This is a genomic window from Nocardioides astragali, from assembly GCF_024436375.1.
Classification (GTDB): domain Bacteria; phylum Actinomycetota; class Actinomycetes; order Propionibacteriales; family Nocardioidaceae; genus Nocardioides; species Nocardioides astragali.
Genome location: NZ_JAFMZM010000001.1, coordinates 453089 through 466467, shown reverse-complemented (window position 1 = coordinate 466467; position 13379 = coordinate 453089). Strand labels below are relative to the sequence as shown.

11 protein-coding genes and 1 tRNA gene are annotated in these 13379 nt (G+C 70.4%); 2 read left to right on the top strand and 10 right to left on the bottom strand.

Annotation, left to right across the window (positions count from 1 at the left end; translation table 11 throughout):
* Positions 1 to 7 precede the first annotated feature (7 nt).
* The 5 genes from asnB to J3P44_RS02370 form a co-directional block, all read right to left on the bottom strand.
* The gene (gene asnB / locus J3P44_RS02390; RefSeq protein ID WP_255888627.1) at positions 8 to 1918 is read right to left on the bottom strand and encodes an asparagine synthase (glutamine-hydrolyzing); all 1911 of its coding nucleotides are present in this window, start codon (positions 1916 to 1918) and stop codon (positions 8 to 10) included.
* 3 nt (positions 1919 to 1921) lie between these two features.
* Entirely contained in the window at positions 1922 to 3211 is a 1290-nt protein-coding gene (locus J3P44_RS02385; RefSeq protein WP_255888626.1) for a glycosyltransferase family 4 protein, read from the bottom strand.
* A complete protein-coding gene (locus J3P44_RS02380; RefSeq protein WP_255888625.1) occupies positions 3205 to 4521 on the bottom strand; it encodes a nucleotide sugar dehydrogenase in 1317 nt (438 codons plus the stop codon). The genes J3P44_RS02385 and J3P44_RS02380 overlap by 7 nt, the downstream gene beginning before the upstream one ends.
* A 315-nt stretch (positions 4522 to 4836) precedes the next feature.
* Entirely contained in the window at positions 4837 to 5427 is a 591-nt protein-coding gene (gene pth, locus J3P44_RS02375; protein WP_255888624.1) for an aminoacyl-tRNA hydrolase, read from the bottom strand.
* Between the two features lie 144 nt (positions 5428 to 5571).
* The gene (locus J3P44_RS02370; protein ID WP_255888623.1) at positions 5572 to 6267 is read right to left on the bottom strand and encodes a 50S ribosomal protein L25/general stress protein Ctc; all 696 of its coding nucleotides are present in this window, start codon (positions 6265 to 6267) and stop codon (positions 5572 to 5574) included.
* A 254-nt stretch (positions 6268 to 6521) separates the two neighbouring features.
* On the opposite strand from J3P44_RS02370, the gene pepN reads away from it, so the two are divergent.
* Complete coding sequence (gene pepN, locus J3P44_RS02365; protein ID WP_255888622.1) at positions 6522 to 8963, top strand: aminopeptidase N; 2442 nt, start codon at positions 6522 to 6524, stop codon at positions 8961 to 8963.
* A 125-nt stretch (positions 8964 to 9088) separates the two neighbouring features.
* Here the strand turns inward: pepN and J3P44_RS02360 are convergent, their stop codons facing one another.
* The 4 genes from J3P44_RS02360 to J3P44_RS02345 all read right to left on the bottom strand — a co-directional run bounded on the left by J3P44_RS02360 (position 9089) and on the right by J3P44_RS02345 (position 12281).
* Complete coding sequence (locus J3P44_RS02360) at positions 9089 to 10060, bottom strand: ribose-phosphate diphosphokinase (RefSeq protein WP_255889152.1); 972 nt, start codon at positions 10058 to 10060, stop codon at positions 9089 to 9091.
* A 109-nt stretch (positions 10061 to 10169) separates the two neighbouring features.
* Positions 10170 to 11606 (bottom strand): bifunctional UDP-N-acetylglucosamine diphosphorylase/glucosamine-1-phosphate N-acetyltransferase GlmU, encoded by a 1437-nt coding sequence (glmU, locus tag J3P44_RS02355; RefSeq protein WP_255888621.1) that lies wholly within the window; start codon positions 11604 to 11606, stop codon positions 10170 to 10172.
* Positions 11607 to 11796: 190 nt separating this feature from the next.
* Complete coding sequence (locus J3P44_RS02350; RefSeq protein WP_255888620.1) at positions 11797 to 11964, bottom strand: hypothetical protein; 168 nt, start codon at positions 11962 to 11964, stop codon at positions 11797 to 11799.
* 32 nt (positions 11965 to 11996) lie between these two features.
* A complete protein-coding gene (locus J3P44_RS02345; protein ID WP_255888619.1) occupies positions 11997 to 12281 on the bottom strand; it encodes a hypothetical protein in 285 nt (94 codons plus the stop codon).
* A 405-nt stretch (positions 12282 to 12686) separates the two neighbouring features.
* Between J3P44_RS02345 and J3P44_RS02340 the strand changes: the two genes are divergently transcribed.
* Positions 12687 to 13292, top strand: coding sequence for a hypothetical protein (locus J3P44_RS02340; RefSeq protein WP_255888618.1), 606 nt, complete (start codon positions 12687 to 12689; stop codon positions 13290 to 13292).
* On the opposite strand, the gene J3P44_RS02335 is transcribed toward J3P44_RS02340, so the two are convergent.
* Positions 13281 to 13359: transfer RNA gene (locus J3P44_RS02335), tRNA-Gln, on the bottom strand. The genes J3P44_RS02340 and J3P44_RS02335 overlap by 12 nt on opposite strands.
* Between the last annotated feature and the right edge of the window lie 20 nt (positions 13360 to 13379).

Here is a 13379-nt window from a genome sequence, read left to right as displayed (position 1 = left end):
TGCTGTCTCAGACGGTCCCCACTCCCAGCGCTCGCACGTGGGCGTACCAGTGCTCCAGGGTCAGCAGCTGCCAGATCTGCTTCGAGTGGTCGCGGCGGCCCGTGCGATGCTCCGCAACGAGGCGCTCGACCGTGCCCGCCCGGAGGAACCCGCTGGTCCCCAGCTCGCCGGTGAGCAGGACGTCATCGATCTGCTCGCGGAGGTCGTTGGTCACCCAGGCCCGCAACGGCACCCCGAAGGAGGCCTTCGGCCTGTCTACGATCTCCTCCGGGATCCATGAGCGGGCGACGTCCTTGAGGGCGGCCTTCTGCACCCGGCCTCGGATCCTGCCGGTGTCCGGCAGGGCGAAAGCGGCTGCGAAGACGTCGACGTCCACGAAGGGCACGCGTACCTCGGTCGAGGCGGCCATGCTCGCCCGGTCCGTGTAGGCGAGGTTGAGGCCAGGAAGGAACAGCCGTGTGTCCGCGAGGCACATACGAGCGGTCCGATCGGCCAGGTCGTTGTCCTCGTAGACGCGCCGATGGCCGTCGAGCACCCGAGCCACGACGGGGGCGAGCGCCGGATCGAGGAGGTCGCCGAGCTCGTCGGGCGCGTACAGCGTGTAGCTGCGCCGGTAGGCCTCCTCCTCCGCCAGCTCGGCGAAGCTGAGGAACCGCTGCGCCCAGCGGACCGACCGGATGCCGCGCCCGCCCATCGCCACCGGCAGCCGGCGCGCGGCGGGCGCGATCCCCGTACGCAGGAGGGCAGGCACCCGCTGGTAGCGCTCGGCCAGGAGGCAAGCAAGGTGCCGCCGATACCCACCGAACAGCTCGTCGGCCCCCATCCCGGAGAGCAGCACCTTGACGCCGGACTCCCTCGCGGCGTCGCACATCAACAAGGTGTTGATGGCGGCCGGGTCCCCGATCGGCTCGTCGAGGATGTCGACCATGCGGGGCAGGATGTCGGCGACCTGCGGCTGGATCTCGATCTCGTGCAGCCGGATACCCAGGTGGGCGGCCATCTTGCGGGCGTAGTGGGCGTCGTCGGGCATCGCCTCGAGTCGCTGGTCCTGGGCGCGGAAGGCGATCGTGTACGCCTCGATCGAAGGGTCACGGCGGTGGGCCAACGCCGTGATGATGCTGGAGTCGAGCCCTCCGCTCAGGAAGGTCGCCACCGGCACGTCCGAGACGAGGTGGACCTCCACCGACTCCTCGATGGTGGCGGCCAGGTCCCGTTCCGGTCCGGCAACGGCCGCCGCAGCCTCGGCGACCGGGTCCCAGTACTGCCGACTGGTCACGGTGCCGTCGCGCCGGTACTCCCTCCACGTCCCGGCCGGCAGCTTCTCGACCCCGCGCAGCGCCTCGAACTCGGGCGGCAGCCAGTAGAAGAGCGTCGAAGCCACCATGCCGGCCGGGTCGGCGCGCAGCTCCGCACCGAGAGCGGTCACGATCGCCTTCAGCTCAGAGGCGAACACGACTCCGTCCCCGCGCCGCATGGTGAACATGGGCTTGATGCCGAGTGGGTCGCGGGCGAGGGTCAGGCTGCCGGTCGCCTCGTCGTGCACCGCGAACGCGAACATCCCGCGGAACCGGCGAAGGGCATCGTGACCCCACGCACGCCACGCCTCGAGCACGACCTCGGTGTCGGACGAGGTCAGGAACGTCACGCCGCTCTGGGCGAGCTCGCGCCGGAGCTCGCGATAGTTGTAGAGCTCACCGTTGTAGGTGAGGGTCAGTCCCCTCTTGCTCAACGGCTGGTCCGCGGCAGCGGACAGGTCGATGATCGAGAGCCTCCGGTGCGCCAGGACCACCGAGGTCTCCGGGTCCACGAGCTCGAGCAGGCCGCCCGCGTCCGGGCCACGGTGACCGAGGCGCTCGATCATGGCGCTGACGACCACCTTGCCGTCGGCCTGCTGGAAGGCGCCAGCAATCCCGCACACTGCTCAGCCCTCCCCGGCGAGGGGCGGGCTCGTGCCGGCCCCGGCGGGTTCCGGGAGGAGCGCCCTGTGCGCACGCCCGAGAAGTCCGTCGTAGACGTCCAGGTACGCCTGGCGCTGGTGCGACCATGACAGGACCCGCTCCACGCGATCGCGACCGACTCGACCCATCTCGGCGCACACCTCCGGACGGTCGACGAGGTCGACGATCGCCCGGGCGTAGTCCTCGACCCGGCCCGACAGCACGTAGACCGCTGCGTCCTGTGCAGAGACCCGCGTCTCGGCAAGGTCGAAGGCGACGACCGGCAGGCCGAACGCCATGTACTCCATCGTCTTGTTCATCGTGGAGACGTCGTTGAGCGGGTTCTTGGGGTCCGGGCAGAGGCCGACAGTGGCAGCGGACAGCACGCCGGCGACAGTGGCGTCGGGCACCCGGCCCGGCAGCTCGACGAAGTCCTCCAGCCCGAGACGCTCCCGCTCGGCGACCAGGTCCGCGTGGCAGTCCCCGCCTCCCATGAACGTGAAGGCGATGTCCCTGCGGCCCATCCTGTGGACGATGGTCTCGGCGGCCGCCAGAGCGATGTCCACACCGTCCTGCGGGCCCATCACTCCCAGGTAGGCCACCAGATGCTGACGCCCGCGCCGCCACTCGGGATCGACGGGACCGCGTCGCAGTCGTTCGGCGTCCGGACCGGTCCGCACCACGGTCACCTGGTCGGGGGAAAGCCCACCTCGCTCCATCGCGACCCGTGCATAGGACTCGTTGGTCGACGTGACGCGGTCGGCCGTCCGGAAGGTGGCGCGCTCCAGGAGGAGCAGGCCGCGTCGGGCGATTCGGGAGCCGCCCGGGAAGCGCGAGTCGAAGAGCTCAGGGCAGAGGTCGTGGTGGTCGAAGACGAAGCGCGACCCGTCGCGCCGGCGCAACCAACCCGCCAGAGGCCAGAAGATGTCCGGCGGGTTGCATGCCTGCACCACGTCGAAGGCACCGCGACGCCGCGCCTTGACGGCGAGTCGGGCAGTCGCCAGGAACGAGTAGGCGTACTCGATGACGAAGCCGGCGGCACGGCCGCCCGGGGCGTAGGGAGGATAGGTGTGCACGGCCACCTGCTCGATGACCTCGTAGGGCTTGGAGTCCGGGCCACGAGGGCAGATGACCGTGACGTCGTAGCCGGCGGCGACGAGCGTCTGGCACTCCAGCCACACGCGGCGGTCGAAGGGCACGTGCAGGTTCTGGATGATGATGAGGACCCGCGGCCCGGACGCAGCCGGCCGCGGTGCCGCGCGGCTGGTCACCATCCGACTCCTTGATATCCGGAGAGGCTCTCGACGCCCGGTCCGAGGCGTCCGTCGAGGTCGATGACCAGGTGCGGCTGGACTGAGCCGAGTGCGCGCACCACCGCAGGCTCGGCCGACGAGACGAGCACGACGTCCACTCCCACCAAGGCGTCCTCGGGCGAACAGGTCAGCAGGCGGCTGAGGTGCGGGAGGCGCGCCTCGACCTCGCGTCGGTTGGCGCCGACGAGCCGGTCGGGGTTGACGATCGGGTCGTAGATCCGCACGTCGAGGCCCTTCCCGATCAGCCGTTCGGCGAGCTCGACGTTGGGGCTCTCTCGCAGGTCGTCGGTGTCTGCCTTGAAGCTCAGGCCCAGGATGGCGACGTCGCGCAGCCCCGTGGCAAGCACCCGGTCCACCACATCACGGATCACCAGGTCGTTGGCCTGCCTTGCACCCGACAGCAGCGGGACGTCGGCTCCGATCGTCCTGGCCATGTGCTGCAGGGCGCGCAGGTCCTTCGGCAGGCACGACCCGCCGAACGCGAAGCCGGGACGCAGGTAGGCAGGCGCCAGGTTGAGCTTCTCGTCACGGCAGAAGATCCGCATCACCTCACGGGAGTCGACGCCGAAGTCCCGGAAGACGCGTGCGATCTCGTTGGTGAACGAGATCTTCGTGGCGTGGAAGGCGTTGCAGGCGTACTTGAGCGCCTCTGCGGTCGGCACATCGCAGTGCAGGACGTCCCCGTCGAGGAAAGCGAACAGCTCACCCAGCGCCTCCACCGTCCGCACGTCGGAGGTCCCAGCCACGAGGAAGGGCGGGTCGTAGAAGTCGGCGACGCCGCATCCCTCCCTGAGGAACTCGGGGCACATCGCCGTGCCGACCTGCCACCCGTGGGGGGGCTCCGCGAAGACCGGCGCCACGATCTGCGCGCCGGTCCCTGGTGGCACCGTGCTCCGGATCACGACCGAGTGATGGCCGAAAGGCGGCACGGACGCCGTCTCCATGGCGTCCCTGATGTCCTCCACAGCGCGACTGACGTAGCTGAGGTCCGTCTCACCGTGCGGTCCGGACGGTGTGCCGACGCAGACGAGGGACACGTCGGCGTGCTCCATCGCGACGCGGGCGTCGTCGGTGGCGGTGAGGGCACCTGACGCCGCGCCGTCTGCGACGAGCTTCTCGAGCCCCGGCTCGACCACCGGTGAGCTTCCCGCCCGGATCGAGCTCACCTTGTGTGGATCGACATCGACCCCCACGACCGCGTGGCCCTGGGACGCGAGGCCCGCCGAGGTCACCGTTCCGACATACCCCAGCCCGAAGACCGCGACCTTCATGTCCCCTCCCCACCAGTCGGCGTCCGAAGCCGACAGACAAGGAGAGTTTTTCGCCGGGGTCCCTGGCTGGCGTGGGCGAGCGCCCGACATCATCCGTATTGGGGAGTCCCGGTGGGCGTTCGCTCCGGGGCAGTCGCCTGAACCGCGTCGCCGAGGGTGCCGGAGGTCGCTGTCGCGTGGGTCCGCACGCGCACAACCGGTGACATTGGTGTGCCGCCCGGGCCCGGGCGGCACACCTCCATGTTGGCCACGGCCAAACCGGCGATGTGGCAGCCGGCAAGACGGTTCACCACTATTGGTGACCGGCCGGCCCGGTCAGCTGTTGAAGCGCTGCTGGGTCTTCTCGAGCCCGTCGGTGATCAGCGACTCGACCGCGTCGGCGGCGTCGGAGACCTGGAACGGAAGCTCCTTGCGCTCGACCGTGGAGTAGTTCGACAGGACGAAGTCGGCGACGTCCTGGCGTCCGGGCGGGCGACCGATGCCGGCCCGGACGCGGTAGAAGTCGCCGGTGGCCAGGGAGGACCGCATCGACTTGAGGCCGTTGTGGCCGTTGTCGCCGCCGCCGAGCTTGATCCGCAGGGTGCCGAAGGGGATGTCGAGCTCGTCATGGATGGCGATCACGTGGCCCGGGTCGACCTTGTAGAAGGTGGCAAGCGCCTTGACGGGCCCGCCCGACTCGTTCATGTAGCCGCGGCCGCGGGCGAGCACGACGCGGGGCCCGCCCATCGCGAGGCGTCCCTCCACGACGTCGGCGCGCCCGGACTTGTGGGAGCGGAACGCGCTGCCCATCCGGGAGGCCAGCTCGTCGGCGACGAGGTAGCCGATGTTGTGGCGGTGCCCGGCGTAGGCCGGCCCGGGGTTGCCCAGGCCGACCACCAGCCACACCCCGTCTTGCTCCCCACTCATGGGCTCATCCTCCCAGCCGCTCCGGCTCCGGCGTCGCTTCATCACGGTATGCAGACGAATGGGCACTTGCCACGGTGAGTTCACCGTGGCAAGTGCCCATCGAGCGACATCCCATGGTGAAGCATCACCGCGGGACGTCGTGGCTCACTCGGAGTCGGTGCCCTGACCGGACTCCGCGGCGGCGTCCTCGCCGGCAGCCTCGTCCTGGGCCTCGGCGGTCTCGGCCTCGGGAGCGTCGTGCTCGATGCCGGCCTCGGCCTCGGCCTCCTCCAGCTCGGCCTCGAGGGCCTCGGCGGAGATCTGCTGCGTCACGTTGACGATGAGCAGCTCCTCGTCGGCGAGCAGCGTGGTGCCCGAGGGGAGGTCGAGGTCCTTGGCGTGGATCTGGGTGCCGATCGGGGCGCCCTCGACCGACACCTCGAAGAACTCGGGGATGTGGGTGGCCTCGGCCTCGACCGAGATGACGGTGTTCTCGGTGACGACCAGGGTCTCGGGGGCGGCGTCGCCGATGACGTGGATCGGGACGTCGACGGTGACCTTCTCGCCGCGTCGCACGGCCACGAAGTCGAGGTGCTCGATGACGCGGCGGATCGGGTCGACCTGCACGTCCTTGGTCAGGGCGAGCTGCTCGGAGCCGTCGATCTCGAGCGCGAGGAGGGCGTTGGCGCCACCGTGCTTGAGGGCCATCATCGTCTGGTGGCCGGGCAGGATCACGTGGACCGTCTCGTTGCCGTGACCGTAGATGACGGCGGGGATCTTGTTCTCGCGGCGGATGCGGCGCGCGGCACCCTTGCCGAACTCGGTGCGCGGCTCGGCGGCGATCTTCTCGGGGGCAGACATGGCGTTCTCCATCAGGTCGGGGTCTCGGGTCGGGCCTGGCAGCCCTGGTCGGTGGGCCCGGCGCTCCGGAGACGACGAACGCCGCGCTCCGGATCGTGAGCGCGGCGCAGTGAGTGCGGTCCGGCCCAGTCGATCACGGAGTCCCAGTCGTTCGTCGGGCTCCCTCGCCGAGGCAACCCGTGAACTCTAGACCCGGTCCCCGCGCCGGGTCGAATCCGCAGGCCGTGCTGGAGGCCGGTCACTAGGGTGGCCCGGTGCCCCTGTTGCTTCCCGAGGCGCGCGAGCGCGCCCTCCTGCTGACCGACGTCCACACCGAGCTCCACCTCGACCTGACCTCCACCGAGGACTTCGGCGTCGAGGCGACGATCTCCTTCCGGTGCACCCGGCCGGGGGCCTCGACGTTCCTTGAGCTCAACGGCGGCAAGGACGTCACGCTCGACGACTCCCCGGCGGCGTACGAGGACGGGCGGATCGCGCTCACCGACCTCGGCGAGACCAACAAGGTGCGGGTCGCCGCACGGATGCCCTACGTCACCGACGGCGACGGGATGACGGTGACCGTCGACCCCGCCGACGGCGAGCGCTACGTCTGCGCGCACACGTCGATGGACATCACCCAGAAGGTCATCCCCTGCTTCGACCAGCCCGACATCAAGTCGACCTTCTCGCTGTCGGTGACGGCGCCCTCGCACTGGACCATCCTCGCCAACGGCGCGCTGACGGGCCGCGAGGGCGACACGTGGTCCTTCGCGACGACCCCGCCGTTCTCGTCGTACCTCTTCACCGTGGTGGGCGGCCCCTGGGTGTCGGTGACGTGGGACGAGCCGTACGCCCCGGCGCCCGCCGGCACGCTGCCCTTCGGCTGGCACGCGCGCGCGTCCCAGGAGCGTGAGCTGCGTCGGGACGCCGACGAGCTGAAGCGGATCACCAGCGCGTGCTTCCAGCACTTCACGACCATCTTCGAGCCGGACTACCCCTTCGCCGACTACCAGCAGGTCTTTGCACCCGGCCTCAACTGGGGCGCGATGGAGTTCCCCGGTTGCGTCGTGTTCCGCGACCAGAGCCTCACGCAGGGGACCCCGACCGAGCTCGAGCGCGAGTGGCGCGCATCGACCCTCGCGCACGAGATGGCCCACATGTGGTTCGGCGACCTCGTCACCATGAAGTGGTGGGAGGACTCCTGGCTCAACGAGTCGTTCGCCGACTTCATGGGCTACGACATCGCCGGCGTCGCGGCGGGCTACACCGACGCCTGGACCTCGGCCGCCATCACCCGCAAGCCCACCGGCTACCGCGCCGACCGGCGGCGCTCCACGCACCCGATCGCCGAGGTCACCGACAAGATCGTCGACGTCGACACGGCCTTCGCCAACTTCGACATGATCACCTACGCCAAGGGCAACGCCGCACTCGCGCAGCTGGGGCACTGGCTCGGCGAGAAGGACTTCCTGGCCGGAGTCAACCGCCACCTCACCTCCCACGCCTTCGGCAACGCCGACCTCGCCGACTTCCTCGACTCGCTCGACTCCGCGACCGACCTCGACGTCCGCTCCTGGGCCGAGGCGTGGCTGCGCACGACGGGCTTCGACACCCTTCGCGTCACCCGCGACGGCTCCGGGGTCCCCGTCCTCACCCGCGAGGGCTCGCGGCCGCACCGCCTCACCGTGTCGGCGTACGACGACTCGATGCGGCTCGTGGACTCCCGCGACGTGCACCTCGGCGCCGAGCCCGTCCGGCTGGAGGAGTTCGCCGGCCTGGTGGTCGTGCCCAACTCGGGCGACGAGACCTTCGCGGTCATCCGTCCCGACGAGCAGTCGTGGGCCGCGATCGCGGCCGGGCTGTCCTTGGTGGAGTCGCACCTGACCCGCGCGATGCTGTGGTGGACCGCGCTCGACCTCTGCGAGTCGCAGGTGATCTCGCTGGCCGAGCTCGTCGCGCTGGCCGACCGTCACCTGCGCAAGGAGACGCACCCCCTCGTCTTCGAGGGAGTGACGCGCGTGCTCGCCGGTCCGTTCAAGTTCGGCGCACCCACGGCGGCCGTCATGCGCAGCCAGGGTGAACCCGGCGACATCGGCGCCCACCTCTCAGTGGTCGCCGACATCGCGCGCGGGGCCGTCGAGGCCGGCAACCCGGCGCTCGCCCCGGGCGCCACCCTGATGCTGTCGCGACTGAGCGACGACACCGACTTCCTCGTCGCGCAGCTCGCGAGCGACGAGGTCGAGCAGAGCGTCCGGTGGGCGGCGGTCCACCGCCTCGCCGAGCTCGGCGACCCCTCCTGGATCGACGCCGAGGCCGAGCGGGACAAGTCGGTGTCGGGCCACCTCGCCGAGCTGAGCGCGCGAGCCGCCGTACCCACTCCGGAGGCGAAGGCCGATGCGTGGGCGAGGCTGATGGGCGGCGAGCTGGGCAGCCACGAGTTCCACGCCGTCGGCGCCGGGTTCTGGGGCTGGGAGCAGGCCGACCTGGTCCACCCCTACCTCACCCGCTACGTCACCGACGGCCTCGACCTCGCCCGCCGCTCGGGCCAGGCGATGGGCGACGTGATCGGCGACGCCTTCCCGCGCCTGCCCCTCACCCCCGACGTACGCCGCGAGCTGCGCGCCGCGGTCGCCGCCGCGCTCGAGGGTGGGGACGCGCCGACGGTCCTGGCGCGGGCGTGGAACGACGCGCTCGACGACCTGGACCGCGCGTTGTAGGGGTCGTCGGCGGTCGTTGGTTTCCCCGCGTACGCGGGGGAACTGGCACCGCGAGGGGTTTGCAACACCCCGACAATGCATGAATCCCCGCGTACGCGGGGATTCATGCAGATGCCGCAGGGTCCCTACGCGTGGCCGTCGAACATGGAGGTGACGGACCCGTCCTCGAAGACCTCGCGGATCGCCCGCGCGATCAGCGGCGCGATCGACAGCGTGGTCAGCTTGTCGAACTGCTTGTCCGCGGGCACCGGAAGCGTGTTGGTGACCACGACCTCGATGGCCGAGGAGTTCTTGAGCCGGTCGACCGCCGGGTCGGACAGGATCGGGTGCGTGGCGGCGATGATCACCCCGGCGGCGCCGGCGGCGACGCACGCCTCGGCGGCCTTCACGATCGTGCCACCGGTGTCGATCATGTCGTCGGTCAGGATGCAGATCTTGCCGGCCACGTCACCGACCACGCGGTTGGCGACGACCTCGTTGGCCACGTCGGTGCGGCGGGTCTTGTGGATGAACGCCAGGGGTACGCCGCCGAGGCGGGCCGACCAGCGCTCCGCGACCTTGATCCGCCCGGCGTCCGGGGAGACCACGGCGAGTGGCTGGTCGCCGTACTTCTCCTTGACGTAGTCGGTGAGGATCGGCAGCGCCATCAGGTGGTCGACGGGGCCGTCGAAGAAGCCCTGGATCTGGTCGGCGTGGAGGTCGACGGTGATGAGCCGGTCCGCGCCGGCGGTCTTGAAGAGGTCGGCCATCAGCCGAGCCGAGATCGGCTCGCGACCGCGGTGCTTCTTGTCCTGGCGCGCGTAGCCGTAGAAGGGCATGACCACCGTGATCCGCTTCGCCGACGCCCGCTTGAGGGCGTCGACCATGATCAGGTGCTCCATGATCCACTCGTTGATCGGAGCAGTGTGGCTCTGGATCACGAAGGCGTCGCAGCCGCGCACCGACTCCTCGTAGCGGACGTAGAGCTCGCCGTTGGCGAAGGCTCTGGCGTCCTGGGGCACGAGCCCGCACTCGAGGAGCTCAGCGACCTCCTCGGCGAGCCCGGGGTAGGCCCGGCCGCTGAAGACCATCAGGTTCTTCTCGGTGGTCCGCTTCATACCGCTCACGCGACGCGACTCCTCGCTGTGCTCGTCAGCCTTGGGGGGTGGGCGTTCGGAGGTGCTGTCAGGATTCTCGCCCACCTGCGGCCCATCCCCCAACCCCGGGTCACCCCTCGGTCTTCTCCTGGAGTTCACGAGCCGTTCGCGCGGCATCGGCCTGCGCGGTCCCGGGGCGCTTCGACTCCGTCCACCCCTCGAGGTTGCGCTGCGGCGAGCTGCTGACGGCGAGCGCTCCCGGCGGCACGTTGCGGCGTACGACGGTGCCTCCCGCCGTGGCCGCTCCGTCGCCGACCGAGACCGGCGCGACGAACGTGTTGTGGGACCCTGTCTTGACGTACCGGCCGATGACGGTGCGGTGCTTGGCCACCCCGTCGTAGTTGGCGAAGATCGTGCCGGCCCCGATGTTGGTGCCCTCACCGATCTCGGCGTCACCGACGTAGGAGAGGTGCGGGACCTTCGCGCCGTCGCCGATCAGCGAGTTCTTGGTCTCGACGAACGTGCCGATCTTGCCGGAAGCACCGAGCTGGGTGCCCGGGCGGAGGTAGGCGAACGGACCGACCGTGGCGCGATCGCCGATGACGGCGAGCTCGCCGTGAGTGCGTACGACCCGCGCGCCGGCGCCGACCTCGCAGTCCTTGAGCGTGGTGTCCGGCCCGACCACGGCGTCCTCGCGGACGACCGTCGCGCCGAGGAGCTGCGTGCCGGGCAGGATCGTGGCGTCGGGCTCGATCACCACGTCGGCCTCGATCCACGTGGTGGCCGGGTCCATGACGGTGACCCCGTCCTTCATCCAGCGGGTCACGATGCGGCGGTTGAGCTCCTTGCCGAGCTCGGCGAGCTGGGCGCGGTCGTTGGCGCCCTCGGTCTGGGCCACGTCCTCGATGAGGTGGGCACCGACGGTGAGTCCGTCCTCGCGGGCGAGGTGGACGGCGTCGGTCAGGTAGTACTCGCCCTTGGCGTTGTCGTTGGTGATCCGCGGCAGCGCGGAGACCAGGAACTCGGCGTCGAAGGCCAGGATCCCGGAGTTGATCTCGTCGATCGCCTGCTGCTCGGGCGTCGCCTCCTTCTCCTCCACGATCGCCTCGACGTCGCCCTCGGCGTTGCGGAGGATCCGGCCGTAGCCGAAGGGGTTGGGCACCCGGCCGCTGAGGATGCTCACCGCCCGCTGGGCGGCCTCGTGCTCGGCGGCGAAGGCGCGCAGCGAGTCCCCTTCCAGCAGCGGGGTGTCACCGGCCGCCACGATCACGGTGCCGGTGGTCGTCCCGGCGGCCTCCATCGCGATGCGTACGGCGTGGCCGGTGCCTTCCTGCTTCTCCTGGACCGCCAGCACGGCATCCGGCAGCAGCTCCGTGATGTGCGGTCCGACCTGCTCGCGCTGGTGGCCGACGACGGCCACGACGCGGGTGGGCTCGACGGCCTGCACGGCGCGGAGCACGTGGCCGATCATGGAGCGTCCGGCGATCGGGTGCAGCACCTTCATGGTCTTCGACTTCATCCGGGTGCCGCCGCCGGCGGCGAGGACGATGACGGTGAGGTTGTCCATGGCCGCAGTCTGTCACTGGCCTCTGGGGAGGCGAATTTGCATCTCTGTGTCGTATCAGGGACGCCCCGATCGTCGTCCTTGTAGGAGAAGGCCCGATCGGAGGCACGACCATGTGGGACACAGTCCAGACCAGCACCCAGCACCTGTCGCACGACCTGCCCTGCCCCGGCTGTGGGCACGCGGTGCACACCTACCTCGCGTGCAGCGACACGTGCTCCTGCCGGCCGACCGTCATGCCGGGGTCGGCAAGGCTCGCCGCCTGATCGGCGCGCGACGCGAGCTCTTGGCGCTGGGAGCCGCCGACGTCGCCGCCGGGGTGGTGCACCGCTTCTCGGGAGCTGCTCGGAGCAGAGCGCATCTTCCGGACCCTCCCGACCGCGAGAACGCCTTTCAGAGCGGGTGCCGAGAGCGGGGGAGGTCGATGGGAGCACCGACGCGGATCTCGACACCCGGGGCAGCGCGACGGGCCACCGTCAGAGCCTCGTCCAGGCGTCGGATCAACCGTGCCCTGGCCTCGTGGTCGTCCTCGGCCACCGCCGTCTCGACGAGCTCGACGGCGCACCCGGACGCGTGAGCGCGTCGCGTCGCCTCGCTCACGCGGTCCTCGAGGCCGGGAACGTCCTCGACCACGACCCGGACGGGGTCTGGCGGGCGAGGCGCTGGCGCGTGGGTCATCGCGGTCTCCTCTGGTCTCTGGTCTCGAGTGTCCTCGTCCCGTGGCTGCCGCGACAGGGCCATTGGTCCCCCCGAGGAGGTGAAGGCCGGGGTCAGCGCTCGGCAGCCACGACGACGTCAGCGTGGTCGAGAACAAACGCTGTCGCGGCGATCGCTCCTCGCAGAAAGGAGGAACGCAGTCGTCAGCCCTACAGGGAGGGAGGAGGATCGGGTCATGGAGGACGAGGAGTACGCCCGCCGTCTGTTCGAGATCCTCACCCGGCCGCTCGACCCGGACGAGACGGTGGACGCGTACGGCACCGGGGCTGACCGGATCGAGCGCTACGACGGCCTCGGCACGGACGTCCGGGTAACGTCCGTCGACGTCGTCCCCGGGCCGTACGGCAGCCAGCTCGACATCGGGTTGTGCTCGACCGGGACAAGCTGCCCGACGACGTGCCCGCCGAGGGGTCGCTGCTCCTCCTCCCCCTCGCCGCGGAGTGGCGCGCGGCCCAGGGCTACGACGAGCCCTCTGCCTACGCGCCGTGGGCAGCCTTCGCAGTCATGCGCGGCGTCGGCGGACACATCCTCGCCCATCGGGGCACGGCCAGCGAGGCCTCGGACCTGCCGGACCGCGCCACCCAGCGCGCGTGGTTGCACGAGGTCCTCCGGTTCCAGGGCGAGTTCGAGGAGCTGGCTCCGGGTCGGTTCGTCGTACGCCGTTCGCCCGCCCGGCCCGACCGCACGTTCCTCGTGACCCCTGACCAGTGGGAGGAGGTCGTCCGGAAGCACGGCACCAGGCGCTCGTGGCTCCTCGATCACTTCAGCGAGCTGCTCGCCTCCGGACACCCTGACGAGCTGTTCATCGTCTTCTGGGCGGGCGACCTCGTCCGCTCGACGCGTGAGGAGCTGCCTCCGGTGAACGGAAGCCTCCGCGCCCTCATAGCGATGCAGGCGGCGGGTCCACCCCCAGCCGGGGCCGGCTGGTACGCGCACACCCCGAGTACGACGGACGATGAGCTCCCCGGGTAGGAGTCGAACCTACGTCGCTAGTCCTGATTCAAAGTCAGGCGGGCCCTGCCGGCAGACCAACCGGGGATTGCAAGGCAAGCCTAGGGC